Source organism: Streptacidiphilus sp. PB12-B1b (assembly GCF_014084125.1).
In the GTDB taxonomy this organism is placed as follows: Bacteria; Actinomycetota; Actinomycetes; order Streptomycetales; family Streptomycetaceae; genus Streptacidiphilus.
Genome location: NZ_CP048405.1, coordinates 3537174 through 3562294 on the forward strand (window position 1 = coordinate 3537174; position 25121 = coordinate 3562294).

Annotated in this window: 20 protein-coding genes and 2 pseudogenes; 13 read left to right on the forward strand and 9 right to left on the reverse strand. The window is 74.6% G+C overall.

Translation table 11 applies throughout. From position 1 onward, the window contains the following. Complete coding sequence (locus GXW83_RS15955; protein ID WP_182443725.1) at window positions 1-810, reverse strand: SWIM zinc finger family protein; 810 nt, start codon at window positions 808-810, stop codon at window positions 1-3. Further along, window positions 807-4205, reverse strand: a complete 3399-nt coding sequence (locus tag GXW83_RS15960) for a DEAD/DEAH box helicase (protein WP_225447020.1) — start codon at window positions 4203-4205, stop codon at window positions 807-809. The genes GXW83_RS15955 and GXW83_RS15960 overlap by 4 nt, the downstream gene beginning before the upstream one ends. 166 nt (window positions 4206-4371) lie before the next feature. Between GXW83_RS15960 and GXW83_RS15965 the strand changes: the two genes are divergently transcribed. Beyond that, on the forward strand, window positions 4372-5718 hold the full coding sequence (locus GXW83_RS15965) for a choice-of-anchor A family protein (RefSeq protein ID WP_182443726.1): 1347 nt from the start codon (window positions 4372-4374) through the stop codon (window positions 5716-5718). A gap of 82 nt (window positions 5719-5800) precedes the next feature. Here GXW83_RS15965 and GXW83_RS15970 read toward each other — a convergent pair whose 3' ends face one another. Together GXW83_RS15970 and GXW83_RS15975 are read right to left on the reverse strand one after the other, a co-directional pair. After that, the gene (locus GXW83_RS15970; protein ID WP_225447021.1) at window positions 5801-6196 is read right to left on the reverse strand and encodes a cell division protein SepF; all 396 of its coding nucleotides are present in this window, start codon (window positions 6194-6196) and stop codon (window positions 5801-5803) included. Window positions 6197-6673: 477 nt separating this feature from the next. Beyond that, window positions 6674-7912: an MFS transporter gene (locus GXW83_RS15975; RefSeq protein ID WP_225447022.1), complete on the reverse strand. Its 1239-nt coding sequence runs from the start codon at window positions 7910-7912 to the stop codon at window positions 6674-6676. Window positions 7913-8109: 197 nt separating this feature from the next. Between GXW83_RS15975 and GXW83_RS15980 the strand changes: the two genes are divergently transcribed. From GXW83_RS15980 to GXW83_RS16030, 11 genes and pseudogenes are all read left to right on the forward strand, one after another. Beyond that, window positions 8110-8526, forward strand: coding sequence for a TOBE domain-containing protein (locus tag GXW83_RS15980; protein WP_182443728.1), 417 nt, complete (start codon window positions 8110-8112; stop codon window positions 8524-8526). A gap of 36 nt (window positions 8527-8562) precedes the next feature. After that, complete coding sequence (modA, locus tag GXW83_RS15985; RefSeq protein WP_182443729.1) at window positions 8563-9408, forward strand: molybdate ABC transporter substrate-binding protein; 846 nt, start codon at window positions 8563-8565, stop codon at window positions 9406-9408. After that, window positions 9405-10274: a molybdate ABC transporter permease subunit gene (gene modB, locus GXW83_RS15990; protein ID WP_182443730.1), complete on the forward strand. Its 870-nt coding sequence runs from the start codon at window positions 9405-9407 to the stop codon at window positions 10272-10274. Before modA ends, modB begins: the two co-directional genes overlap by 4 nt. Continuing rightward, window positions 10271-11365: an ABC transporter ATP-binding protein gene (locus GXW83_RS15995; protein ID WP_182443731.1), complete on the forward strand. Its 1095-nt coding sequence runs from the start codon at window positions 10271-10273 to the stop codon at window positions 11363-11365. Before modB ends, GXW83_RS15995 begins: the two co-directional genes overlap by 4 nt. A gap of 117 nt (window positions 11366-11482) precedes the next feature. After that, on the forward strand, window positions 11483-12385 hold the full coding sequence (locus GXW83_RS16000; protein WP_182443732.1) for a serine protease: 903 nt from the start codon (window positions 11483-11485) through the stop codon (window positions 12383-12385). A gap of 133 nt (window positions 12386-12518) precedes the next feature. Continuing rightward, window positions 12519-13883: an NAD(P)/FAD-dependent oxidoreductase gene (locus GXW83_RS16005; RefSeq protein WP_182443733.1), complete on the forward strand. Its 1365-nt coding sequence runs from the start codon at window positions 12519-12521 to the stop codon at window positions 13881-13883. Window positions 13884-13924: 41 nt separating this feature from the next. Then, window positions 13925-14664 (forward strand): annotated as a pseudogene (locus tag GXW83_RS16010) (DUF1365 domain-containing protein). Next, a complete protein-coding gene (locus GXW83_RS16015) occupies window positions 14661-16058 on the forward strand; it encodes a class I SAM-dependent methyltransferase (protein WP_182443734.1) in 1398 nt (465 codons plus the stop codon). Before GXW83_RS16010 ends, GXW83_RS16015 begins: the two are co-directional and overlap by 4 nt. Continuing rightward, window positions 16055-17329, forward strand: coding sequence for a cyclopropane-fatty-acyl-phospholipid synthase family protein (locus GXW83_RS16020; protein WP_182443735.1), 1275 nt, complete (start codon window positions 16055-16057; stop codon window positions 17327-17329). The genes GXW83_RS16015 and GXW83_RS16020 overlap by 4 nt, the downstream gene beginning before the upstream one ends. Beyond that, window positions 17326-18156, forward strand: a complete 831-nt coding sequence (locus GXW83_RS16025; RefSeq protein ID WP_182443736.1) for a DUF1295 domain-containing protein — start codon at window positions 17326-17328, stop codon at window positions 18154-18156. Before GXW83_RS16020 ends, GXW83_RS16025 begins: the two co-directional genes overlap by 4 nt. Before the next feature lie 6 nt (window positions 18157-18162). After that, window positions 18163-19539, forward strand: a complete 1377-nt coding sequence (locus GXW83_RS16030) for a deoxyribodipyrimidine photo-lyase (RefSeq protein ID WP_225447024.1) — start codon at window positions 18163-18165, stop codon at window positions 19537-19539. Between the two features lie 25 nt (window positions 19540-19564). Here GXW83_RS16030 and GXW83_RS16035 read toward each other — a convergent pair whose 3' ends face one another. From GXW83_RS16035 to GXW83_RS16050, 4 genes and pseudogenes are all read right to left on the reverse strand, one after another. Continuing rightward, on the reverse strand, window positions 19565-20383 hold the full coding sequence (locus GXW83_RS16035) for an alpha/beta hydrolase (protein ID WP_225447025.1): 819 nt from the start codon (window positions 20381-20383) through the stop codon (window positions 19565-19567). Between the two features lie 17 nt (window positions 20384-20400). Then, a complete protein-coding gene (locus GXW83_RS16040) occupies window positions 20401-20736 on the reverse strand; it encodes a hypothetical protein (protein ID WP_225447026.1) in 336 nt (111 codons plus the stop codon). A gap of 106 nt (window positions 20737-20842) precedes the next feature. After that, window positions 20843-22239, reverse strand: a pseudogene (locus GXW83_RS16045) (DUF4331 domain-containing protein). A gap of 49 nt (window positions 22240-22288) precedes the next feature. Next, the gene (locus tag GXW83_RS16050; RefSeq protein WP_182443737.1) at window positions 22289-22618 is read right to left on the reverse strand and encodes a hypothetical protein; all 330 of its coding nucleotides are present in this window, start codon (window positions 22616-22618) and stop codon (window positions 22289-22291) included. Between the two features lie 490 nt (window positions 22619-23108). Here GXW83_RS16050 and GXW83_RS16055 point away from each other — a divergent pair, with 490 nt between their 5' ends. Continuing rightward, a complete protein-coding gene (locus GXW83_RS16055; protein ID WP_182443738.1) occupies window positions 23109-23330 on the forward strand; it encodes a hypothetical protein in 222 nt (73 codons plus the stop codon). A 245-nt stretch (window positions 23331-23575) separates the two neighbouring features. Here GXW83_RS16055 and GXW83_RS16060 read toward each other — a convergent pair whose 3' ends face one another. Then, complete coding sequence (locus tag GXW83_RS16060; RefSeq protein WP_182443739.1) at window positions 23576-25000, reverse strand: alkaline phosphatase family protein; 1425 nt, start codon at window positions 24998-25000, stop codon at window positions 23576-23578. Window positions 25001-25121 lie beyond the last annotated feature (121 nt).

Genomic DNA, 25121 nt, shown 5'->3' on the forward strand with positions numbered 1-25121 from the left:
TCAGTCCTCCTGCAACGCGCGGTAGGCCGGGGCCAGCAGGGACTCCAGCGAGCGCCCCCGGACGACGATTCCCGAGGGGGCCAGCGCCGCCAAGGCTGTGGCGCCCTCGGCAGCCGGTGCGGAACCGGGACGGGAGTCGCTGCCGGAGTCGGAGCCGGATCCGCTGCCGGAGGCCGCCAGCAGCCGTCGGTGGCGGTCCCCCTCCTGCCAGAAGTCCTCCAGGCAGTCCGTCAGCGGCCGGGAGGAGGCGTCGGCCGCCCCCGCCGCGTTCGGCTCCGACGCGGCGCGGGCCGCGTGCGCCTCCCGGATGTGGCGCAGCAGCCGCTCGCGGTCGCGTCCGCGCCAGGCCGTCAGCCGGAACGGGTCCTCGTCGAAGGCGGCGGCCAGCGCTCCCAGCACCGCGGCCAGGTGGCGGCAGGTCGGCGACCAGAGCGGACAGGAGCACTCCGCCGCCAGATCTCGGGGGCGGGCGGGCAGCAGCGACAGCCCGGCGCGGGCCAGCAGGCCGTCCAGCCGCTCGGGGAACTCGCCGTCGAACAGCTGCTCGCGGGCCTCCGGGTCGGCGGCGAGAGCCTGCTCGGCCCTGGTCCAGCGGACCCGGTCGAACACCGGGAGCTCGATCCACACCTCGTACCCGCCGCCCGCGGAGTCCGGCACCCGGGCGCGGACCGAGCCCGGGCCGATCCGCAGGTCCTCCACGGGCAGCTGCGCCCGGGCGTCCAGGGCCGCCTGCGCGCTCGGACCGGTGTCGAAGGACTCCACCCGCTCCAGGAACCTGGCGGACCACGGCTCCGCCGACGGGCCGCTCATACGCCGCTCACCGCCCGCTCGCTGACCGCGTCCTCGGTCAGCGCCAGCACCTCGCGCAGGGCGTCCACCGGCAGTTCGCCGAGCCAGCCCTCGGCCGAGCCGGGGACCGCACCCACCACCGCCGCGGCCAGCTGCCGTTTCTCCTCGATCATGGCGTCCACCCGCTCCTCGACCGTGCCCACGCAGACGAACCGCCGCACCTGGACGTCGCGCCGCTGGCCGAGCCGGAACGCCCGGTCGGTGGCCTGCTCCTCCACCGCCGGGTTCCACCAGCGGTCGATGTGGACCACCTGGTTGGCGGCGGTCAGGTTCAGCCCGCGCCCGCCGGCCTTCAGCGACAGCAGGAAGACCGAGGGGCCGTCCGGATCCTGGAAGCGGTCGACCGCGGCGTCGCGCTGACGCTTGGTCATGCCGCCGTGCAGGAAGAGGACCTCGCTGTCCAGCCGCTCGGCGAGGTGTGGCTGCAGCAGTCGACCGAACTCGGTGAACTGGGTGAAGCACAGGGTCCGGTCGCCCTCGGCCACGGCCTGCGCCAGGGTCTCCTCCAGCCGCGCCAGCTTGCCCGAGCGGCCGTCCAGCCGGGGCAGGGCGGCCACCCCGGTCGGCCCGGTCGGACCGGACTCACCGGTGTAGTGCGCGGGATGGTTGCAGATCTGCTTCAGCCGGGTCAGCGCCGCCAGCACCACGCCCCGGCGTTCGAGGTTGCCGTGGCTGCCGTCGCGCAGCCGCTGCAACCGCCGCAGCAGGTCGTCGACGACCGCCTGGTACAGGCCCGCCTGTTCGGGCGTCAGATTGCACAGCACCGTCATCTCCTGCTTGCGCGGCAGCTCCAGGGCGATGGCGGGATCGTCCTTGGTCCGGCGCAGTACGAACGGCGCGGTGCGCCGCCGCAGTTCGGCGGTGGCGCTGAGGCTCTGATTGCGCTCGATCGGCACCGAGTAGCGCTCCTTGAACCGTTCCGCCGAGCCGAACAGGCCCGGGTTGGCGAAGTCCAGCACCGCGTGCAGATCGGCCAGCCGGTTCTCGACCGGGGTGCCGGTCAGCGCCAGCCGGTGGGCCGCTGGCAGCGCGCGCACGGCCCGGGACTGCTGGGTCGCGCTGTTCTTGAGGTGGTGCGCCTCGTCCGCGACCACCCGGTGCCAGTGGACCGCGCGCAGCGCCGCGCCGTCCCGCAGCACCAGGCCGTAGGTGGTGATGACGATGTCGGCCGAGGCCGCGGCCTCGCCCAGCTCGGGGCCCTCGGACCGGTCGGCGCCGTGGTGCACGTGCACCCGCAGCCGGGGGACGAAGCGGGCGCACTCGCGCTGCCAGTTGCCGACCAGCGACATCGGGCAGACCACCAGAGTCGGCCGCGCCGCCGCCGGGGCCCCGGCCCGCGCGGCCTGCTCGTGCTCGACCGCCAGCAGCGCCAGGGCCTGCACGGTCTTGCCGAGGCCCATGTCGTCCGCCAGGACGCCGCCCAGGCCCAGCCGGGCCAACAGGACCAGCCAGGCCAGCCCGCGCCGCTGGTACGGGCGCAGTTCGGTGCCGAACCAGTCGGGCACCGGGACGGGCTCGGCCGACAGGGCCTCCGGCGCGCCGGAGCGCACCCGGCGCAGCAGCTCCACCACCGGGCTGCGGCCGTCGACGGCCAGGATCGGCAGGCCGCTGCCGGGCTCGCGGCCGCTCAGCGCGAGCCGCACCAGCTCCCCGGCGGTGGTCACGCCCTCGGCCTCGCGTAGCGCCAGGAACCGGGCGGCGGCGGCGATCGCCGTCTGGTCGGCCTCCAGCCAGTGGCCGCGCAGCCGCACCAGCGTCCCCTTGCCGGCGGCGAGTTCGGCCAGCTCCTGGGCGGTCAGCGGCTGGTCGCCCAGGGCCGCCCGCCAGCCGAAGGCGACCAGGTCGTCCTTGCCGACCAGGCTCTGCCGCTCCACCAGCCCGGCCTGCACCAGGTCGGCCGTGAGCGCCAGGCCGAACCCGGGCGGCTGCCGCCACCAGGCGGGCAGCAGGACACCGAAACCGGCCCCGGCCAGGGCGGGCGCGGCCTCGCGCAGGAAGTCCAGCGCCCCGGCGCGGTCCAACTCCAGCCCGGAGGGCCGCTCGGCCAGCAGCGCCCGCTCCAGCTCCGGGCGGCAGCGGACGGCGCGCTCCAGCTCGGCGGCGAACGCCTCGTACGGGCGGTCCACCAGCCGGTGCACCGCGTCGGCGGCCGGGCCGCCGGCCCACAGCTCGGCGGCGTCGGCCAGGACCGACGGCTCGTCGGCGGCCTGCAGGGTGAACTCCAGCCGCCAGCGGTCCAGCGCCGGGCCGCCCTCCTCGTCCAACTCCTGGCCGAGCGGCTCGACCAGGCGGAAGCCCAGCCGCAGCGGGCCCGTGGCGGCGGTGGCGGAGCGGTGCCAGGCGGTCAGCCGGTCCCGCAGCCGGGCGGCGTCGGCGGTTCCCGTGCCCGTGCCGGTGCCCGTGCCGGAACCGGAACCGGGGCTGGGGCCGGGGCTGTCGGGGTCGAGCGGGAACTCCGGCTCCAGCGAGCCCAGCGCCGCCAGCCAGCGCTCGGCCGCCGTGGCCGGGGGCCGGGCCCGGTGGCCGCGCAGCAGCGGGGGAGCGTCCGCGAGGACCGCCCTGACCTCGTAGTCCAGCAGGGCGGCGACCAGCCGGGCGGTCAGCTCCGCGCCGGTGGGGCCGATCGCGGTGCCGTCCGGCCGCGCCTCGGACCGGCACACCGGCGGGCAGTCCGCCGCCAGCGCGGCCAGCTCCCGCCGGGCCGCGCCGTCCGGGGCCGCGACCCACCGGGCCCGGGCCGTGCCCGACGGCTGGTCCCACTCCAGCGAGGGCAGCGCCAGGCCCCGGCCGGCCAGCCGCCAGGCCAGGTCGTGGACCGCCGCCGACCAGCGCAGCGACGCGCCGTAGGGGGCCTCGACCCGGCCGGTGCCGGGCAGCTCGGGCTGCAGCACCGACTGGTGCGGGTCGTACAGCTCGCCGAGCAGCTGCGCCGCCTCCGCCGCCGGGAACACCAGTGCCGACAGCCGGTGCGGAGCCAGCAGCACCGGGCCGCGCCCGGACGGCCCCGGCAGCGCCAGCTCGGGGGAGGGGAGGGCGACCCCGGCCCGGCTCGGCAGCAGCAGCGACACCCGGCCCGCCTCGGCCCGCCCGGCCAGCCACTCCAGGCCCGGCCCGACCGATCCCAGCAGGGCGCGCAGGGTCGGCACGTCGCAGCCCGTCGGCGCACCGTCCTCGGCCCACAGGGCGAGCCGCTGATCGGCCCGCCACAGGGCGTGCAGGACGATCATCGCCGACCGTCCACGGGTGGACGGCCGGGCCCGGCCGGACGTGCGGCGGTCATGGTGCGGCGCTCCCTGCAGTCGGCGGCGGCGTCCGAAGCGGTTGCCCGGGACGCAGACCAGCCTACGGAGCCGCACTGACAGTCCCGCCCCGGCGGCCTGCGGGACGCGGCCGACTGGCCCCGGGGGCTGCGCCGCCCGGTGGATCGTCGGGCCCGCCACGGGCGTGGTGCTGGAGTCCGCGCGGGCACCCGCCGTCTGCTGGAAGCGGAATCTGACCCCTCACTTGGATGGGAAACAACCTGTGCGCATCACTGCTCGCAGCACCCCGGCGGTCGCCGGAGCGACTGCGGCCCTCGGACTCGCGCTCGCCGCGGCGCTCACCGTCACCGGAACCGCCGCCGGGGCGGTCATCGGCACCGGTCCGCTGGAACCGCCGCTGGGCGCGTGCACCGGCAGCCAGTGCCCGAGCGAGTACCCGCCGCCCAACAACGGCGACTTCGCCGGTCGGGACGCCTCCGTCAACGTCTTCGTCGGCGGCGACTACCTCGCTCGGGGCCGCGCCGCCGAGGTCGAGGGCAAGGTGGTGACCCTCGGCGGGCTGACCGTCGCCAAGAACGGCGGGGGCTCGTTCAACATGGCGGTCGTCGGGGTGGGCTCCCGGGTGCCCCCGCCGGACGGCACCGACTTCGTGACGGTGGGCGGGGACGTCGACGTGGCCCCCGGCACCACCGTCTACGTGGGCGGCTCCGACGCCCACGGCACGGCCTACGGCGACCTGCGCCACGGCGGCACGCTCACCGGCCGGGTCGAGGTGGCACCGCCCGGCCGCGCGGTGCACACCCCCGATGCCGCCGCCCGCTACGCCCGCCTGCGCCGGGTGATCGAGGAGCGCTCCGCCTGCGCCGCGCAGGCCCGGGCGACCGGTACGGTCAGCCAGACCGCCAGCGAGGCCACCTTCACCGGCGACGGCACCAGCGCGCTCCAGGTGTTCGACGTCCCCGGCGACCTCGGCACGGAGCAGCGCAGCATCGGGCTGGTCTTCAAGGACATCCCGGCGGGCGCCTCGGTGCTGGTCAACTTCGCCTCCGAGCACCCGGTGGTGAACACCTACACCGGGACCGGCCTGCCCGGCGACCAGCTCACCGGGCTGCGGCCGAAGCTGATGTGGAACTTCCCCACCGCCACCAGCGTGCACTTCACCGGTGGCGCGCAGTTCCAGGGCTCGGTGCTGGCGGGCAACCCGGAGGGCGTCACCACGGTCTCCATGCCCGGCATGAACGGACGGCTGTACCTGGCCGGCGGGCTGATCCAGGAGGGCAGCGGCGGCTACGAGATCCACGCGTACGACTTCACCGGCATCCTGCCGCTGTGCGCCGAGAAGCCCACGCCCCCGCCGACCCCCACCCCGACGCCCACGCCCACGCCGACTCCGACCCCCACGCCGACCACGACCACCTGTACGCCCACGCCCACCCACAGCCATGAGCACAGCCGTTGGCCCAGCCCCACCGACTCCACGCCGGGGTGGGAGCTGGCCGACACCGGGGAGCACTCCTCCGGGCTGCTGATCGCCGTGCCCGCGGTCATGCTGGCGGGCGGCGCCGGGGTGTTCTGGCTGGGCCGTCGCCGCCGGGGCAGCCACCGCTGACGCCCCCTCACGACAGAACCGCTCTCCTCCCCGTCGCCGACGGGGAGGAGAGCGGTTCTTGGGCCGAGGCCCTGGCGTGCGGTCAGCTCTGGTTGTAGAAGCCCGAGTCGTCGCGCGGGTTGTCGACCACCAGCACCTCGACCTCGGGCGGGGCCAGCAGGAAGACGCGCTTGGCGATCCGCTCGATGGTGCCCCGGGTGCCGAAGATCAGACCGGAGGCGAAGTCCACCAGGCGCTTGGCGTCGGCATCGGGCATCTCCGACAGGTCCATGATCACCGGGGTGCCGACGCGCACGTGCTCGCCGATCACCCGCGCCGACTCGAAGCCGGTCGGCCGGACCGAGGTGATCTGCGGGGCCTGCGGGGCCGGCGCGAACTCCGGAGAGTCCCACGGCTCCTCGTAGTCCGGCACCGCCACCGGATAGTTCCCGGAGGGCGCCAGCCACCCGCGGTAGTCGTCACGCAGTGCTGCTCCCATGCCGTGCCTCCCCATCTGTGCTGCTGCCCCGTAAGCTGCTGCCCCGTATACGCACGCTCATCCGCATGCGGTTGCGCTGTTTCAGGTGTAACCGTGCCGGGTGTTTCCGTACTGTCCCACCGTGCTGTCTGAGTATCGCATTGATCACCGACAAGGCACCCGTCCGGACGTGTCGCCGCGCCGTTTTTGTCAACCGATCTGACGTGCGATTGAGACGCTCGTACGAGTCCAGCGGTTTCATTCGCACAGCTGTGCGAATAGAGGTTCACTGATTATGCTGAGTCGAAAGATGGACGGGTTTTGTCAGGTCGGTTGCGGGCATGGTCCGGCAATCGTCCGTTTGTGCGGCTTTCCCGCGACCTTCTGACGCCCCATCATTGCGGCTGTATCAATCCAGGACCAGTGGATTACCCAATCACACCAATCTTCCACCTCCGCCGGTGTACACCCGGCGCCGGTCGGGGTCCGGGCCACGGGTCAGGGGGTGCAGGGCGTGTCCGGTGAGGCGGCCTGCGACGCGACAGCCCCGCCGTCCCCCTCCGCCCCGGCAGGCCCGCCGACGGCACGCGGAAGGCTGCGGGCCGGAGCCAGCACCCCCGCGCCGAACACCAGGCCCAGCGTCAGAAACGTGACCAGGGCGAAGGAGACCGACAGCGAGCTGCCCTGGGCGACCCAGCCGATGGCGGCCGGCGCCAGCAGGCCCGAGGTGTAGGTCACGGTGGCCACGCCCGCTATCGAACGGCTGGCGTTGTCGCCGCCGCGCCCGGCCGCCGCGAAGCACAGCGGCACCACCACGGCGATGCCGATGCCGAGCAGGGCGAAGCCGGCGATCGCCGGGGCGGGGGTGCGGGCGGCCACCACCAGCGCGCCGCCCCCGGCGGCCACGGCGCCGCCCAGCCGCACCGTCCGCACCGCGCCCAGCCGCCGCACCACCGCGTCCCCGGACAGCCGGGCAGCCGCCATCATGCAGGCGAAGGCGGTGTAACTGGCCGCCGCCAGGCCCGCCGAGGCGCCCGCCGTGCCGCGCAGGTAGACGCCGCTCCAGTCGCCGCTGGCCCCCTCGGCGAAGACCGCGCAGAAGCCGACCAGCCCGATCGCCCACGCCGAGCGCGGCGGCAGCGCGAACCGGGGCGGCGCCTCGGCCTGCGGCTCGGAGCGCACGTCCAGCAGCCCCCGGCAGGCCGGCACGCCCACGGCCGTCAGCACGACGGCCATCGCCCCCAGGTGGATCCGCGCGTCCCAGCCGAGGCCCGCCGCCAGCACGCCGACCGCCGAGGCCAGCAGCCCGCCGACGCTCCACATCCCGTGCAGCCCGGACATGATGGAGCGTCCGTAGCGCTGTTCGACCTCCACCCCCTGGGCGTTCATGGCGACGTCGGCGGTCCCGGCGCAGGCGCCGAACACCAGCAGGCTGAGCACCAGCACCGGCAGATCGGGCGCCAGGGCGGGCAGCGCCAGCGCCGCGCACCACAGCGTCAGCAGCAGCCGGACGGCGGCCCGGTGGCCGCGGGCGTGGACCAGCCGCCCCGCCAGCGGCATCGCCAGCGAGGAGCCGATCGCCGGGGCCATCAGCGCCAGCCCCAGTTCGCCCGCGCCCAGGTGCAGATGGGCCTTGATCCACGGGATGCGGGTGGCGAAGCTCCCGGACACCGCCCCGTGCACGGCGAACACCGTGGCCACCGAGCGCCGCGCGCGTCGTATCTCCGAGTCGCTCACGGCCGAACCCCCTGCGGCAGGATGGATCAAGGACGGTCAATCTACCGGTTCCCCGGTGCCGGCCTGCGCGTTCACCCGGGAGGGGCGGCGGCACCGGCAAACAGGTGGGGTCCGAGCGCCTGGTGGGTCGCACATGCGAGGTCTGTGGAGCCCTCTGCCTTGCTTGTGCAATGCTACGAATGACGAGGAGATGTCAGATGCGACAAGATGTAGATCATGTGAACAGCTACCGAATCGGTGAGGCGGCAACCCTGCTCGGCGTCAGTGCGGACACCATGCGCCGCTGGGTCGACGCCGGCCGCGTCGGCGCCGAACGCGACGAGCACGGGCACCGGATCATCCCCGGCGCCCACCTCGCCGCCTTCGCCAAGGAGCTCGCCGAGCCGGAGACCGCGGCTCAGGAGGGCCTCCCCTCGTCGGCCCGCAACCGCTTCCGCGGCATCGTCACCGAGGTCGTCCTCGGCGACGTGATGGCCCAGGTCGAGATCCAGGCCGGTCCCCACCGGGTGGTCTCGCTCATCAGCCGCGCGTCGGCCGAGGAGCTGCGCCTGCAACCGGGGACGCCTGCCACCGCTGTGATCAAGTCGACCAATGTGGTCGTCGAACGCACCTGAGCTCCCACCGACCCTCTGAACACCTGGGGTACCGCCATGACCGCCACCCACGCCAGCCGCACCACCCGGGCCGCCGCCGCCCTCACCGCGGCCGCCGCGCTGCTCGTCCTGAGCGCCTGCGGGAGCAGCAGTTCCAGTAGCTCCGCGTCCAGTTCGAGCCCCTCGGCCACTTCCTCCGCCTCCTCCTCGGCCTCGACCGGCGCGGTCAGCGGCAAGGTGGTGGTCTTCGCGGCCTCCTCGCTGCAGCAGGTGTTCACCAAGCTCGGCAAGGAGTTCCAAGCCGCCAACCCCGGCGCCACGGTCTCCTTCAACTTCGGCGGCAGCGGCACCCTGGCCGCCAGCATCACCTCCGGCGCCCCGGCCGACGTCTTCGCCGCCGCCAGCGACGCCACCATGCAGACCGTCACCAAGGCCGGCGACACCCCCACCACGCCGGTGACCTTCACCAAGAACACCCTGGAGATCGCCGTCGCCCCCGGCAATCCCAAGCACATCACCAGCCTGGCCGACCTGACCAAGCCCGGCGTCAAGGTCGCGCTCTGCGCCAAGACCGAGCCCTGCGGCGCGGCCGCCGTCACCGCGCTGGCCGACGCCAACGTCAAGCTGACCCCGGTCACCTACGAGCCCGACGTGACCAGCGCCCAGAACGTCGTCGAGGAGGGCCAGGTGGACGCCTCCCTGGTCTACCGCACCAATGTGCTGGGCGCGGGCGGCAAGATCACCGGCGTCACCTTCCCGACCGCCGCGCAGGCCGTCACCGACTACCCGATCGCCGTGCTGAAGAACGCCCCGAACGCCACCGCGGCCCAGGCGTTCGTCGCCTTCGTGCTGTCCGGCACCGGCCAGCAGGTCCTGACCGCGGCGGGCTTCCAGCAGCCGTGACCGGTCCCACCACCACACCGGCCGGGAGCGGTGCCGCCGACACCGCTCCCGGCCGGGGGCCGCGCCGCCGCGCCGCCCGCCGCCACAGCAGCGTGCCGGTGGTGCTGCTGGTCCCGGCCGTGATCGGGCTGGCCTTCCTGGTGCTGCCGCTGGTCGGACTGCTCGTCAAGGCGCCCTGGAGCAGCATGTCCGGCGAGCTGGACGGCGCCACCGTCTGGCCCGCGCTGCGGCTCTCGCTGGAGACGGCCACCGCTGCCACCGCCGTCTCGCTGGTTCTGGGCGTGCCGCTGGCCTGGGTGCTCGCCCGCACCGACTTCCCCGGACGCTCCTTCGTCCGGACCCTGGTGACGCTGCCGCTGGTGATGCCGCCCGTGGTCGGCGGCGTCGCCCTGCTGCTGGTGCTCGGCCGCAACGGCCTGATCGGCCAGTGGCTGGACAGCGCCTTCGGCATCACCCTGCCCTTCACCACCCCGGGCGTGGTCGTCGCCGAGGCGTTCGTGGCCATGCCGTTCCTGGTGCTGAGCGTCGAGGGCGCGCTGCGCGGCTCGGACACCCGGTACGAGGAGGCCGCCGCCACGCTGGGCGCCTCCCGCTTCACCGCCTTCCGCCGGGTCACGCTGCCGCTGGTCGCCCCCGGCATCGCCGCCGGCGGCGTGCTGGCCTGGGCCCGCGCGCTGGGCGAGTTCGGCGCCACCATCACCTTCGCGGGCAACTTCCCGGGGACCACCCAGACCATGCCGCTCGCCGTCTACCTGGCGCTGGAGGACGACCCGGCCGCCGCCATCGCGCTCAGCGTGGTGCTGCTCGCCGTCTCGGTGCTGGTCCTGGCCGGACTGCGCGGGCGCTGGATGGGCGGTGCGGTGTGACCGATCCCGGGACCGGCCCCACTGCCTGCGCGGGCGAGGGCGTGGACGCCCGGATCGTGGTCGACCGCGGCACGTTCCGGCTGGACGTCGCCCTGCGCGCCCGCCCCGGCGAGGTGTTGGCGCTGCTCGGCCCCAACGGCGCGGGCAAGACCACCGCCCTGCGCGCGCTGGCCGGGCTCACCGCGCTGACCGACGGCAGGCTCGCCCTGGACGGCGAGGTGCTGGAGGAGCCCGCGACCCGGCTGCGCGTCCCCACCGAGGACCGCCCGGTCGGCGTGGTCTTCCAGGACTACCTGCTCTTCCCGCACCTGTCCGCGCTGGACAACGTCGCCTTCGGGCTGCGCACCCGCGGCCTGCGCAGGGCCCCGGCCCGGGCGGAGGCCGCCCGCTGGCTGGAGCGGGTCGGCCTGGCCGAGCACGCCGCCGCCCGCCCGCGCGCCCTGTCCGGCGGGCAGGCCCAGCGGGTGGCGCTGGCCCGGGCGCTGGCCCCCAGGCCCCGGCTGCTGCTGCTGGACGAGCCCATGGCCGCCCTGGACGCCCGCACCCGGCTCGACGTGCGCTCGCAACTCCGGCGCCACCTCGCCGAGTTCGACGCCGTCGCGGTCCTGGTCACGCACGACCCGCTGGACGCCATGGTCCTCGCCGACCGGCTCACGGTGATCGAGGGCGGCCTGGTCGTCCAGGAGGGCAGCCCCGCCGAGATCGCCCGGCACCCGCGCAGCGACTACGTGGCCCGGCTGGTCGGCCTCAACCTCTACCGGGGCACCGCTGACGGCCACGACGTACGGGTGGACGGCACCGACGCGGTGCTGGCGACCGCCGAGAGCCACCGCGGGCCGGTCTTCGCGGCCTTCCCGCCGTCCGCCGTCACGCTGCACCGGGAGCAGCCCGACACCAGCGCCCGCAACCTGTGGCCAGCCACCGTGCGCGGCATGGAGCTGCACGGCGACCAGGTCAGGATCGACCTGGCCGGCGCCCTGCCGATCACCGCCGACCTCACCCCGGCCGCCGTCGCCGACCTGGCGCTGGGCGAGGGCAGCCGGGTCTGGGCGGCTGTCAAAGCCGCCCAGACGCACAGCTATCCGGCCTGATCCGGGGGCCCGCCGCAGATACGACCCGTTCGGCGGTCACCCGAGGGGGTGATCGCGGATGCGCCGCGTCCACCGGATCAGCACACTCGTCCGCAGGGCGACGCGGGAGGACAGCTGATGCGGGAACGGCACGACCGGCGGCGGGGTCGGGGCAGCGCTGCGCGCCGGGCCGGGGCCGCCGCCGCGTTGGCGGCCCTGGCCCTGGGCGGCTGCGGCAGCCCGGGCGGCTCCGGTACGGCCGCGGCGGGCTCGCCCCCGCCCGCCGGGGCGGTGTCGGTGGCGGTCAGCACCAGCCCGCGGAGCTGGTCCACGGAGCGGTTCCAGAAGGCGCTCTCCAAGCACGGCGGCACCTCGCGCACCGCCAAGGCCACCGTCGGCAACGCCCGGGTCGGGGCGCTGTTCGCCCGCAGCGCCGACGGCGACCACTTCTGCACCGCCAGCGTCGTCCACAGCGCCGCCAAGGACCTGCTGGTCACCGCCGCCCACTGCGTGCACGGCGGCAAGGGCGGCAGCTACGGCAGCGACCTGGTCTTCGTCCCGGCCTACCGGGACGGCGACGCCTCCGAGGGGCAGTGGCCGGTCACCCGGATCGTGGTGGACCAGCGCTGGATCTCCTCCTCCGACCCCGATCTGGACGTGGCCTTCGTGACCGTCGGCGAGGTCGGCGGCAGGAACATCGAGGACGTCCTCGGCGGCAACACCCTGGGCATCGACAAGGGCTTCGGCAAGGTCGTCCAGATCACCGGCTACCCCGCCACCGCCGTCAGCCCGATCTCCTGCTTCAACCGGACCACCCAGCAGAGCCAGTACCAGATGCGGATCGCCTGCACCGGCTTCCCCGGCGGCACCAGCGGCAGCCCCTGGCTGGCCTCCTTCGACCGGGCCACCCGCACCGGCACCGTCATCGGCGTCATCGGCGGCTACCAGCAGGGCGGCGACACCGCCGACGTCTCCTACAGCCCCTACTTCGACGCCGACGTCCAGAGCCTCTACGACCAGGCCGCCGGGGCGAGCGGCTGAACCACTGCGGAATCCGCGCCACAACATCACCACCTCGACCAATCCGGCCCGCCGCCCGCGCCGAATCAGGGGTGTTCGGGGGGCAGGGCGTGGGCCGCACAGGTGGTCCGCAGGGACGCAAGGGTGAACAGGGATGCCGGAGAACGTTGCGACGACGGCCCTGCCGGGGCAGCCGCGGGGGACCGCGAGCGTGCGCGCCGGGCGGGAGCGGGCCGAGTGGGGGCGCAGCGTGGCCGTGGTCGGCAGCGGGATCGCCGGGCTCAGCGCCGCCCACGAGCTCACCCGCACCGGCGCGAGCGTCACCCTGTTCGAGGCCGACGGGCGGCTCGGTGGCCACGCCCACACCCAGGACGTCACCCCCGCCCACGGATCGGCGCTGGCACTGGACACCGCGTTCCTGGTCCACAACGAGCGCACCTACCCGCACCTGCTGCGGCTGTTCGCCGACCTCGGCGTGGCCACCCAGGACTCGGAGATGAGCATGTCGGTCCGCTGCCTGGGCTGCGGCCTGGAGTACGCGGGCGCGCGCGGCCCCGCCGGGCTGCTGGCCCAGCCCCGCAGCCTGCTGCGCGGCCGTTACCTGCACCTGCTCACCGAGGTGCCCCGGTTCCACCGGCTCGCCCGGCGGCTGCTGGCCACCCCGGAGGGCTCGGCGGACGAGATCACCCTGGGCGAGTTCCTCCGCCGGGGCGGCTTCACGCCGTACTTCACCGCGCACTTCATGACCCCGCTGGTGGCCTCGGTCTGGTCCTGCGCGCCCGGCCTGGCCCAGGAGTACCCGGCCCGCTACCTCTTCGCCTTCATGGACAACCACGGCATGCTGTCGGTCACCGGCTCGCCCACCTGGCGCACGGTCGTCGGCGGATCCCGCAGCTACGTGGAGCGCGTCGCCGCCCTGCTGCACGCGGTGCGCACCGGCGCCCCGGTCACCGGGGTGCGCCGGCACCCCGACGGCGTCACGGTCAGCACCGCCGACGGCCGCACCGACGACTTCGACGCCGTCGTCATGGCCACCCACCCCGACCAGGCGCTGCGCGCTCTCGCCGACGCCACCGACGAGGAGCGGCAGGTGCTGGGGGCGTTCCAGTACTCGTACAACCCGACCGTGCTGCACCGCGACGCCTCGGTCCTGCCGCGCGCCCGGCACGCCCGGGCCTCCTGGAACTACCTGATGGCCTCCTGCCTGGACCGCACCGACCAGGTCCGGGTCTCCTACCACCTGAACCGGCTGCTGCGGCTCGACGCCGCCGACGACTACCTGGTCACGCTGAACGAGGACCCGGCCGCCCCGGTGGACCCCCGGCACGTGGTCTCCCGCACCGTCTACCAGCACCCGCAGTACACCCGGGAGTCCCTCGCCGCCCAGCGGCTGCTGCCCGGCCTCAACCGGGGCCGCACCGCCTTCGCCGGGGCGTACCACGGCTGGGGCTTCCACGAGGACGGCTGCCGCTCCGGCGTCCAGGCCGCCGAGGCCCTGCGTGCGGCGGTGCCCGCGTGAGCGCCCCGGCGCGGGCCAGGGCCGCCGGGCCGGGGCCGCGGCTGCCCGGGCCGTGGGGCGCGGCCCTGTACGACGTCCGGATCGGGCACGTCCGCACCCGCCCGCTGCGGCACGCCTTCCAGCACCGCACCTACCTGTGGCTGGTCGACCTGGACCGGCTGCCCCGGCTCCCCCTGCTGCTGCGGCCGCTGGCCCGGTTCCAGGCCCGGGACCACCTCGGCGACCCGGCCGGGACGCTGCGCGGCAACCTGGACGCCTACCTCGCCGACAACGGCGTGGACCTGCGCGGCGGCCGGGTGTTGATGCTGGCCCACGCCCGCTCGCTGGGCCACGCCTTCAACCCGATCACGCTCTACTGGTGCCACGGCCCGGACGGCGTGCCGGTGTGCACCGTCGCCGAGGTCCACAACACCTACGGCGGACTGCACTGCTACCTGCTCCGGCCCGACGCGCAGGGCCGGGCCGAGACCGCCAAGGAGTTCTACGTCTCGCCGTTCTTCCCCGTGGACGGCGGCTACCGGATGGTGGTGCCGCCGCCCGACGACCGGCTGCGGCTGACCATCCACCTGGACCGCGACGTCGGGCGGGTGTTCACCGCCACCGTCCACGGCGACCGGCGCCCGGCCTCCCCCTCGGCCTGCTGCGCGCCGCCGTGCACCACCCCCTTTCCACCCTCGCCGTGTCCGTGCACATCCGCCTCCAGGGCCTGCGCCTGCTCGCCCGAGGACTCCCGGTACAGCCACGCCCGCGCACCCAGCAGGACGGAGTGACCCGCGCATGACCCGCCCCTCGACCCAGCCCCGGACCGCCACCCGGCCGGTCCCGGTCCCGGCCGTGACAGCGACCCCGGTTCCCGCCCCGAGGCCGCCCGCCCCGAGGGGCCGGAACCGGCAGGACCGGAGCCCGGCCTCCCCGGCCGAGCCGGGCACCGGACTGGCGCAGCGCTGGCCCGACGTGGCCACCGTGCCGCACGCCCCGGCCCGCGCCCGGGTGGCCCGACAGCTGCTGCGCAGCGTCGCCCGGCGCCTCGGCGTACGCGTCGAGCTGCCCGACGGCAGCCTGCTGACGCCCGCCCCCGGGGACGCCCCGGTCATGCGGCTGCTCGACCCCGACGCCTTCTACCAGCGCGTCGCCGTCGGCGGGTTGATCGGCTTCGGCGAGTCCTACCAGGCGGGGGAGTGGGACAGCCCCGACCTGGTGGCCGTGCTCACCGTGATGGCCCGCTCCATGCCCTCGCTGGTGCCCGCCCGGCTGCAGTGGCTGCGCCGCTGGTACGCCGCCCGGCAGCCGGAGGAGCAGTACGGCACCCCGGAGAACGCCCGGCGCAACATCTCCGCCCACTACGACCTGTCCAACGAACTGTTCGCGCTGTTCCTGGATCCGACCATGACCTACTCCTCGGCGCTGTTCAGCACCGACGACGACGGCACGCCGATCGCCTCGCCCGGCCTGCTGGAGACCGCGCAGCACCGCAAGATCGACCGGCTGCTGGACCTGGCCCAGGTCCGCGCGGGCAGCCGGGTGCTGGAGATCGGCACCGGCTGGGGCGAGCTGGCGCTGCGCGCCGCCGCGCGCGGCGCCCGGGTGGTCACGCTGACCCTCTCCACCGAGCAGCAGGCGCTGGCCCAGGAGCGGATCGCCGCCGCCGGCATGGCCGACCGGGTCGAGGTGCGGCTGTGCGACTACCGCGCCGCCACCGGCCAGTACGACGCCGTGCTCAGCGTGGAGATGGTCGAGGCCGTCGGCCGCGACCACTGGCCCGCCTACTTCGACTGCCTGGACCGGCTGCTCGCCCCCGGCGGCCGGGCCGCGCTGCAGGCCATCACCATGCCGCACGACCGGATGCTGGCCAGCGAGCACACCTTCACCTGGATCCAGAAGTACATCTTCCCCGGCGGCCAACTGCCGTCCGTCCAGGCGGTGGAGGAGGTGCTGGCCGAGCACGGCGGGCTGCGGATCAGCCACCGCCGGGCGTACGGCGCGCACTACGCGGAGACCCTGCGGCTGTGGCGGGAGCGCTTCACCGAACGCCACCGGGAGGTCGAGCAGCTCGGCTTCGACCAGGTCTTCCGGCGGATGTGGACGCTCTACCTGGCCTACTCCGAAGCCGGCTTCCGCAGCGGCTACCTCGACGTGCAGCACCTGCTGCTGACCCGGACCAAGGACGCCCGATGACCACCACCCAGAGCACCGCGTCCGGCACCGCCCCCGGCACCACCGGCGGCGCCGCCGAACGCCTGGCCGAGCTGCTGCGCCCGCTCCTCGGCGACCCGCTGCCGATCCGGCTCACCGCCTGGGACGGCAGCAGCAGCGGCCCCGCCGACGCCCCCGGCGTCCAGGTGCGCTCCCGCGACGCCCTGCGCCGGCTGCTGTGGAACCCCGGCGAGCTGGGCCTGGCCGAGGCGTACATCGCGGGCGAGATCGAGGTGGACGGCGACCTCGGCGAGGGGCTGGCCCGGATCTGGCAGGCCGCCCGCAGCGGCGCCGTCGGCTCCTCGCTGGGCCTGCGCGACCGCATCCGGGCCACCGCCCTGGCTGTCTCCCTGGGCGCGGTCGGCCCCCGGCCCGCGCCCCCGGACGGCCGGGCCGCGCTCAGCGGCGCCCTGCACAGCAAGGCCCGCGACCGGGCGGTCATCCACCACCACTACGACCTGTCCAACGACTTCTACGCCCTGCTGCTGGACCCCTCGATGGCGTACTCCTGCGCCTACTGGACCTCCGAGGACCCGGACTACACCCTGGCCGACGCCCAGCGCGACAAGCTCGACCTGGTCTGCCGCAAACTGGGCCTGGAGCAGGGCAGCCGGCTGCTGGACATCGGCTGCGGCTGGGGATCGCTCACGCTGCACGCCGCCCGCTCCTACGGGGCCAAGGTCACCGCGCTCACCCTCTCCGAGCAGCAGCACGCGTACGTGACCGCCCGCGCCGCCGAACTGGGCCTGGCCGGGCAGGTCGACGTGCAGCTGCGGGACTACCGCGACTACCCCACCCAGGGCGTGCACGACGCGGTCAGCACCATCGAGATGGGCGAGCACGTCGGCAAGGACACCTACCCGGCGTTCGCCCGGATGCTCCGCGCCCATCTGCGGCCCGGGGGCAGGCTGCTGGTGCAGCAGATGTCCCGGCGCGACCGGGCGCCCGGCGGCGGCGCGTTCATCGAGACCTACATCGCCCCCGACATGCACATGCGCCCGGTCGGCGACACCGTCGCCCTGTTGGAGGACGCCGACCTGGAGGTCCGCGAGGTCCAGGCGATGCGCGAGCACTACGCCCGCACCATCGACGCCTGGCACGACACCCTGGAGCAGCGCTGGGACGAGTTCACCGCGCTCGTCGGCGAGCAGACCGCCCGGGTGTGGCGGCTGTACCTGGTCGGCGGGGCACTGGCGTTCCGCGAGCGCCGGATGGGCGTGGACCAGATCCTCGCCGTGCGGGCTGCCGCATGAGCGGAATCGACGGCGCGGCACTGCTGGTGAGCCTGGCGGCGACGCTGGGCGCGGCAGTGGCCGTGCTGCTGGCGGCGTTCGCCGTCGGTGTGCGCTCGGGGGTGCACCGGCATGTGGACGTCGCCTGGGGGCTCGCCTTCAGCGCCGTGGCCGCGACCGGCTACGGGCTGTCGGCGGGCCACGGCAACGCGGTGCGCCGGCTGCTGGTGCTGCTCATGGTGGCGCTGTGGGGGGTGCGGCTGTCCGCGCACATCTGGCGGCGCGGCCGGGGCGCGCCGGAGGACCCGCGCTACGCCCGGATGCTGGCCAAGGTCCCGCCGGAGCGCCGCACCTGGTACGCGCTGCGCACCGTGTACCTGCTGCAGGCGGCCATCGTCTGGCTGGTCTCGCTGCCGGTGCAGATCGCGCTGTTCGTCCCCCGCGCGCCCGGCGTACCGGTCTGGATCGGCATAGCGCTGTGGGCGGTCGGGCTGTTCTTCGAGGCCGTCGGCGACCGGCAGTTGAGCCGGTTCCGGGCGGACCCGGGCAACCGCGGCCGGGTGCTGGACACCGGTCTGTGGCGCTACACCAGGCACCCCAACTACTTCGGCGACGCCTGTGTGTGGTGGGGCCTGTTCCTGTGCGCGGCGGACACCCCGATCGGCTGGGCCGCCGTGGTCTCGCCGCTGGTGATGACCTACCTGCTGGCCAACGGCAGCGGCAAGCCGATGCTGGAGAAGCAGTTGGCGTCCAGCAAACCCGGCTACGCCGAGTACACCGCCCGCACCAGCGGCTTCCTGCCGCTGCCGCCGCGCAGGCACCCACAACCGCACCCGACCGAGGACTGAACCACCGTGCACCCTGGCGTCTCCATCGCCCTGTTCACCTGCGACCTGCGGGTCCACGACAATCCGGTGCTGCACGCGGCGGACAGGGGCGCGGAGGCGGTGGTGCCGCTGTTCGTGCTCGACGACGCCGTACGCGGGGCCGGCTTCGTCACCCCCAACCGCGCCGCCTTCCTCGCCGACTCCCTGGAGGACCTGGACGCCTCGCTGCGGGCCCGCGGCGGCAGGCTGCTGGTGCTGCGCGGCGACGCGGTGGCCGAGACGGTGCGGCTGGCCGGACGGCTGGGCGGGGCGCGGGTGCATGTCGCCGAGGGCGTCAGCGGCTTCGGGCAGCGCCGGGAGGAGCGGCTGCGGGCCGCGCTGGGAAGCGATCTGACGGTCTATCAGAACGTGACCACCACTGTCGCACCGGGTGCGCTGCTGCCCACCGGCCGCGACCACTACGCGGTCTTCGGGGCGTACCACCGCCGCTGGGTGCTGGCCCAGCGGCGCCATCCGCTGGCCGCGCCAAGAAAACTGACGCTCCCTCAACTCCCGGACGAGGGGCTGCCGATGGCCGAGGTGCGGCGGCTGTTGGCGAAGTCCGGCAGGCCGGCGCCCGGATTGGCGGCGGGCGGTGAGGGGCCGGGGCGCACGCAGTTGAAGAAGTGGACCGAATCGTCGTCGATCGCCGCCTACCCCGAGCTGCAGGACGACCTGAACGCCGACGGCACCTCCCGGCTGTCGCCCTACCTGCACTTCGGCTGCCTCTCCGCCACCGAGGCCGCCTACCTGGCCACCCGCGAGGGCTCCCCGGGCGCGGAGGCCTTCCTGCGGCAGCTCGCCTGGCGGGACTTCCACCACCAGCTGCTCGCGGCCCGGCCGGACTGCGCCACCGCCGACTACCGCTCCCGGCACGACCGCTGGCGGCACGACCAGGCCGAGCTGGACGCCTGGCGCACCGGCCGCACCGGCTACCCGCTGGTGGACGCGGGCATGCGGCAGCTGGCGCACGAGGGCTGGATGCACAACCGGGCGCGGATGGTCACCGCCAGCTTCCTCAGCAAGACCCTCTACCTGGACTGGCGCGAGGGCGCGGCGCACTTCCTGCGCCACCTGGTCGACGGCGACGTGGCCAACAACCAGCTGAACTGGCAGTGGGTGGCCGGGACCGGCACCGACACCCGGCCCAACCGGGTGCTCAACCCGCTGCGCCAGGCCCGCCGCTTCGACCCCGGCGGCGACTACGTCCGGCGCTGGGTGCCGGAGCTGGCCGGGGTGGCCGGTCCCGAGGTGCACACCCCCTGGGAGCTGTCGGCCACGCAACGGGCCCGGCTGGACTACCCGGAGCCGATCGTCGCCCTGGACGAGTCGCTGGCCCGCTTCCGGCACGCCCGCGGCCTCTGAGGGAGTTGCTCGCCCCTCCGGCCGCTCACCCCGCCCTGTCGCCCGCCCCGGACCGTCCGGCGGCGGGCCAGCCGCGCAGGCCGCGGGGGAGTTCCAGCTCCAGGCCGCGCGGGTCGGTGTCGCCCAGGGCCAGCGCCTCGACCGCCTCGGTCGGCAGCGGGCCCAGCTCCAGCAGTCCGGCCACCAGCCGGGCCGACGCGGCGTGCCAGTCTCCGGCCCGGCGGCCCAGCATGGCGTGCCCGGCGCCCTGGACGCTGTAGCCGCACACGTGGGCGCCCACCGAGCGGGCCCGCAGCCCCAGCGCCCGCGTCCCGGCCGGGTCGGTGACCCGGTCCTCCGAGCCGTGCAGCAGCAGCACCCGCCGCCCGGCCAGCTGCGCGCAGGGCTCGCGCTCCGGGCACCAGGGGGCCAGTGCCACCACGCCCGCGACCGACGGGTGCCCGGCCGCGCGCAGCGCCGCCCGGCCGCCCATGGAGTGGCCGAGCAGCACCACCGGCACCGGGCCGTACGCGGCGGCGACGTGCTCCAGGGCGGCGGTGGCGTCCGCCGCGGCGTCCGCGCGCGCGCCGTTCCAGCCCCGGTGCCGGTAGACCACCTCGCCGAGGGCGACGCCGGTGCCCGCGCCGGGGGCGGGGGTGGCCCGGGCGACGGCCGCGAGGAACGGCAGCATCCGCAGCCGGGCCGTGCCCCGGCGGGTGGGCGGCTCGACGCCCTGCACCCGCCCGCCGTGCAGCACCAGCACCACCGCGCCGGGCCGCTCCCCGGCCCGGTGCCAGCGCACGGGGCCGCTCTGCGGGTCCGGCGCGGCCGAGGGGTCCACGGCGTCCTCTCGTGCGGTGGTCACGTCGCCTCCAGGCGGGGTCACGTCCAGTGGTACTCGCTGACGCCGCCCCCGTGGACGCTGACGACCGCCTCGGCGGTGTCCCGGTCCCGCCAGACGGTGTACTCGCCGGCCGGCAGCGGGGTGATGACGACGCTGTACACGGTACGTCCCGGGAGGTGCCGGGGTCGCACCGCGGCATGGGTCCGGCGGTCGGGCTCGCCGACCGGGCTCACCTCGATCTCCTGCCCGTCCTGCTCGGGGCCGGTGTGGATGACCAGCGCGCCGGTGTCCTCGCCGATGTCCAGGACGACGCTGCCCTCGTGCGAGGGGGCGGGCAGCGGTGCGTGGGGGTGGGTGTGGGCGTGCTGGGTCACGGGTCCTCCAGGGCGGTACGGGATGAGCGGTGCGCGGGCAGGGGTGAGCGGGCATGGGCGCGGGGCGGTCGGCGCCGGGGTGGCGCCGACCGCCCCGCGGGGTGGGTCAGGAGGACGGGTTGTAGAAGCCGTCGTAGGGCTCGCCCAGGTACGGGAAGTGCGGGAGGTACGGGTTCTTCACGTCGGCGGGGGTGAGGCCGTCGGTGACCAGGGAGGCCGCCCCGTCCGGGGTGTAGCCCTTGTCGACCAGCGGGTAGGTGACCCCGGCGATGGCGCGCAGCTCGACGGTGACGACGTCGTCGAAGACCCGGCGGCCGTTGGGGAAGCCGGCCGGGTCGCCGCCGATGAGCCCCAGGATGTTGGGCTTCTTGGCCGGGGGACGGCCACGTTCAGCCGGAGCATGTCGGCCTGGGTGCTGCCGGTGTAGTTCTGGAATCCGGCGACGATGCCGGCCGGGATGCCGGTGAGCAGGATCGCCAGCAGGTCCGCGCGGCTGGTGTGGGCCTTGTCGAGCTTCTCCAGGTTGGGGAAGACGCCCGGGTACAGGGCCGGGAGCAGGTTGGCCAGCTCGGGGTGGGCGACGTACTGGGCGAAGTTCTTGTCGTCGGCCGGCGGCTGCGCGTTCCACTGGTCCTTGCGGCTCATCGGCACCAGGACCTCGTTGAACAGCGGGTTGCCCAGCCGGGAGACCTGCACGTACGGGCCGGACTCGTGCTCCCTGCCGGTGCCGGGCTCGATGACGCGGGCCTGGCGGCGGCTGGCGGTGGTCCACACGCCGATGGTGGCGCGCGGGTCGTCGACGTTGCCGCCGTGCCAGCCGCCGCGGGTCAGCTCGGCGATCGGGACCTGGAGGGCCAGGCTGTGGACGTTCAGCTCCTTGGTGGTGTTCACCCCGGGGGCCGACTTGTCGAAGATGTGCATGCCGTACTGGTTGTGCAGCTCCTGGAAGGGCCGCAGGTTGCCCAGGTCGAAGATGGCGCCCAGGTCGACGTAGAAGCCCTCCGCGCGCTGCCCGGCGAAGACCTTGCGGCCCCGGCCGAGGGTGTGCACGGCCTCGGCGGCGAGCCGGTCGTAGTGCGGGGTGGAGAGCGGGCCGATGTTGCACGGCGGGCTGGTCAGGTTGCGGCCCAGCACGGTGCAGCGGCCGTTCCCCTCCATCCGGGTCACGGTGTACGTCTGGAAGCGGTTCCAGTTGGGCGAGTCGATGGAGAGGATCGGCCCGGTGTTGTACAGGAACGTGTCCGGGTTGCGCACGTGCGTGGTGAAGTCGAACTGGTACGTGACGTCCGGGCGGCCGTCGCCGGTGTTGTCGATGTGGATCTCGTACCGGACGTCGTCGCCGAACTCGTAGAAGTTCGGGCCGCCCGCTGCACCCTGCAGCGGGATGTAGTTGGCGATCAGCGTGACGGTGCCGCGGTCGTCGGGGCTGACGAACGCGTAGACGTCGGTGCTGTCCGCCACCGGGTCCTTGGAGATCTCGGGGGCTTCGCGGTGGGACGACATGAAGGGTCCTTGCTGTGGGATTCGCGGGTGGGTGCGGGGACGGAACGGTTCAGCGGGCGGCGTTGCGCAGCGCGTCGGCCAGCTCGCCGTTCTGGACCCGGCTGTGCCGCTCGCCGTGGTAGATGTCCAGCACGCCGGACTCGGCGTCGGGCAGGTGGACGATCAGCGGCTCGCCGGTGGCGGTCCGGTCCTCGGCGGGCTCCGGGGCGAGCGCGGCGGCGTGCCCGGCCTCGGCCGGCGCGGCGGCGGCGGTGCCGCTGCTGAGCAGGACGCCGGCGGCCAGGCCCACGGCGCCGGCTCCGGCGGCGTTGCGGATCAGGCCGCGTCGGGACAGCGCCGACGCTGCCTCGGTTTCGGGCAGGGAGGAGTCAAGGGACATGGGTACTCCAGGGGTGAGGGGGACGGCGGTGTCGCGCGCCGCAAATGCGCTCGGTCCCGTCGGGGAGCGGCGTGAGGATGCGCGTGTGCACCCGGCCGGTTCATGGCAGAGGAATCGCGGCCAAGGGGAAGTGAATCCCCGTCGGCCACCCGGGTCAAGACACCGCGCCAGATTGGTCGAAAACGTCAGCCTTCTGGCACAAAGCTGCACGTCAGAGCCGGTGCGTCCGGGCGGTGGCGGCGCGCCGGAGATTCTTGCGGATTTTTTCCGCAGGCCGCCAATCCGCGCATCGGGCGGCTCCGAAGAAGGGATGGCAGACGTATTCGGGAGGCCGATTTCGACACTGTGGCATGAAGGCGGGGACGCCCATTTCCGGGCGCGTTCTTTTCCCGTACCGGAATTCCCGGGCCCTTTGCGCGACGGGGCCGGCGGGACGGGATGGCGCGTCCCCCGGCGGGCGCGGGCGGCCCGCTGGTCGCAGAATGGCGGCATGACTGACAGCACGGAGCCCGGACCCCGGCACTACCTGGTCGAGGTCGCCGCGTTCTCCTCCGACACCCGGTACCGGCTGGTCCGGCTGATGGGTGTGGGCTGGGAGCCGATCGGGGAGGGAGAGTTCGAGTCGCGGGTGCGCCTGGTCTTCCCGGACATCGACCTGCACGATCCGGAGCAGGTCTTCTGGGCCGACCGGCCCGGGGAGTGGCCCAGGTAGGGCCGTCCGCCCGGATCCGCGACGGGCCCTGGCGTGTGGCAACGTGGACATGACACTATGGGCCCGGCCTGCTCGGCGCCGGTCGCAACCCGCCGATCGGGACGGTCGCCCCGCCACGTCCTGGGAAGTGGCGGGGCGCCGCCGTTCTGCCGCAGACGCAGACGCAGACGCAGACGTACACGCTGACGCGGCCGGGGCGGGCGGACGGAAGCCGTCCACCCGCCCCGGAGCCCGCCGGGAAGCCCTCAGACGTGCTTGCGGTGCCCCCGCTCCTGCTGCGGGAACCGCTGCTCGGCGCCGGGCAGGGTCGGCGCGGGCAGCGTGGCGACCTCCTGCTCGGCCAGCGCCAGCTGGGCTGCGGTCGGCGGCAGCGGCGGCGCGCCCTGGCCGCGCCGGTGGAACTGGAAGGCCGAACTGAGGTCGCCGAAGGTGTCGCGGCGCCAGGGGCTGATGTTGGCGTTGGCGACGCCGGTGAACCGTTCCAGGAACTGCAGCACCGAGGTGTGGTCGAACGCCTCCGAGGCCACCCAGCCGCCGACGGTCCACGGCGAGACGATGATGCACGGCACCCGGAAGCCGCCGCCGATCGGCAGGCCGCCGATGAACTCGTCCGGCGTCCCCTCATCGGGCACGGGCGGCGGCACGTGGTCGAACAGCCCGTCGTTCTCGTCGTAGTTGAGGATGAAGACGGTCTTGGCCCAGACCTCCGGGTTGGCGGCGATGGCCTCGATCTTGGAGGCGACGAAGTCCGCGCCCGCGGCCGGCAGGTAGTCCGGGTGCTCCGACTGGTAGCTGGTCGGCAGGATCCAGGAGACCGCGGGGAGCCGGTCGTTGCGGGCGTCGTCCTCGAACGTCCCGGCCGGCTGGGCGACCATGCCGTTGTCGTACAGCGGGTCGCCGGGCTGGGCCTTCTGGAAGGTGTCGAACAGGGACAGCATGTTGGTGCCGTAGTTGTCGGTCTCCTGGTAGACCTTCCAGCTCACCCCGGCGGCCTGGAGCTGCTCGGCGTAGGTGGTCCAGGTCAGCGGCGTGGGCGCGGAGTTCTGGATGATCGGGCCGCCGCGCGTGCCCGCGGGGTCGACCGTGCCGGTCATCCAGTACAGCCGGTTCGGCCAGGTCGGGCCCTGCATGGAGCAGAAGTAGTTGTCGCAGATGGTGAAGGACTCGGCGAGGGCGAACTGGAAGGGGATGTCCTCGCGGGTGTAGTAGCCCATGACGTAGGGGCCGTTGGCGCCGTCGGCGGCCCGGTGGGCGGGCAGCCACTGGTCCATCCTGCCGCCGTTCCACGCCTGGTGCTGGACCGCCCAGGCGTGGCTGGTGGAGGGGATGGCCTGGGCGCTGGTGGTCCGGGTGTCCAGGTGGAACGGCAGCAGGTAGCCGTCCGGGTTGACGGCGTCGGGCTGGTAGAAGACCGAGCGGCCGGTGTCCAGCCGCAGCGCGCGCGGATCGTCGAAGCCGCGCACGCCGGACAGGGTGCCGAAGTAGTGGTCGAAGGAGCGGTTCTCCTGCATCAGCAGGACGACGTGCTCCACGTCGCGCAGGGAGCCGCGCCGGGGGATCCCGGCGGCCACCGCCTGCTGGACGCTCGGCGGCAGCAGGCTCATGGCCGCCGCGCCGCCGGCCACGCCGGCCGTCGATCCCAGCAGCCTGCGTCGGGTCATTCCGGACATCCGCGTCTCCCTCTCCGTCGCTCTCCGTCGTCCCGCACGGTGCTGCGCGGCACCGCGGTGCCGGAGCGAGAACGACTCTGGCGTACCGGGCCGGAGATGCGCGGGAGGCCGTCGGTGAACA

Bases quoted from the DNA above. Each gene is read 5' to 3' on its own strand.
- GXW83_RS15955 (WP_182443725.1), bottom strand. From the start codon at position 810: ATGAGCGGCCCGTCGGCGGAGCCGTGGTCCGCCAGGTTCCTGGAGCGG.
- GXW83_RS15970 (WP_225447021.1), bottom strand. From the start codon at position 6,196: ATGGGAGCAGCACTGCGTGACGACTACCGCGGGTGGCTGGCGCCCTCC.
- GXW83_RS15980 (WP_182443728.1), top strand. From the start codon at position 8,110: ATGCGACAAGATGTAGATCATGTGAACAGCTACCGAATCGGTGAGGCG.
- modA (WP_182443729.1), top strand. From the start codon at position 8,563: ATGACCGCCACCCACGCCAGCCGCACCACCCGGGCCGCCGCCGCCCTC.
- GXW83_RS16000 (WP_182443732.1), top strand. From the start codon at position 11,483: ATGCGGGAACGGCACGACCGGCGGCGGGGTCGGGGCAGCGCTGCGCGC.
- GXW83_RS16005 (WP_182443733.1), top strand. From the start codon at position 12,519: ATGCCGGAGAACGTTGCGACGACGGCCCTGCCGGGGCAGCCGCGGGGG.
- GXW83_RS16015 (WP_182443734.1), top strand. From the start codon at position 14,661: ATGACCCGCCCCTCGACCCAGCCCCGGACCGCCACCCGGCCGGTCCCG.
- GXW83_RS16020 (WP_182443735.1), top strand. From the start codon at position 16,055: ATGACCACCACCCAGAGCACCGCGTCCGGCACCGCCCCCGGCACCACC.
- GXW83_RS16025 (WP_182443736.1), top strand. From the start codon at position 17,326: ATGAGCGGAATCGACGGCGCGGCACTGCTGGTGAGCCTGGCGGCGACG.
- GXW83_RS16050 (WP_182443737.1), bottom strand. From the start codon at position 22,618: ATGTCCCTTGACTCCTCCCTGCCCGAAACCGAGGCAGCGTCGGCGCTG.
- GXW83_RS16055 (WP_182443738.1), top strand. From the start codon at position 23,109: ATGACTGACAGCACGGAGCCCGGACCCCGGCACTACCTGGTCGAGGTC.
- GXW83_RS16060 (WP_182443739.1), bottom strand. From the start codon at position 25,000: ATGTCCGGAATGACCCGACGCAGGCTGCTGGGATCGACGGCCGGCGTG.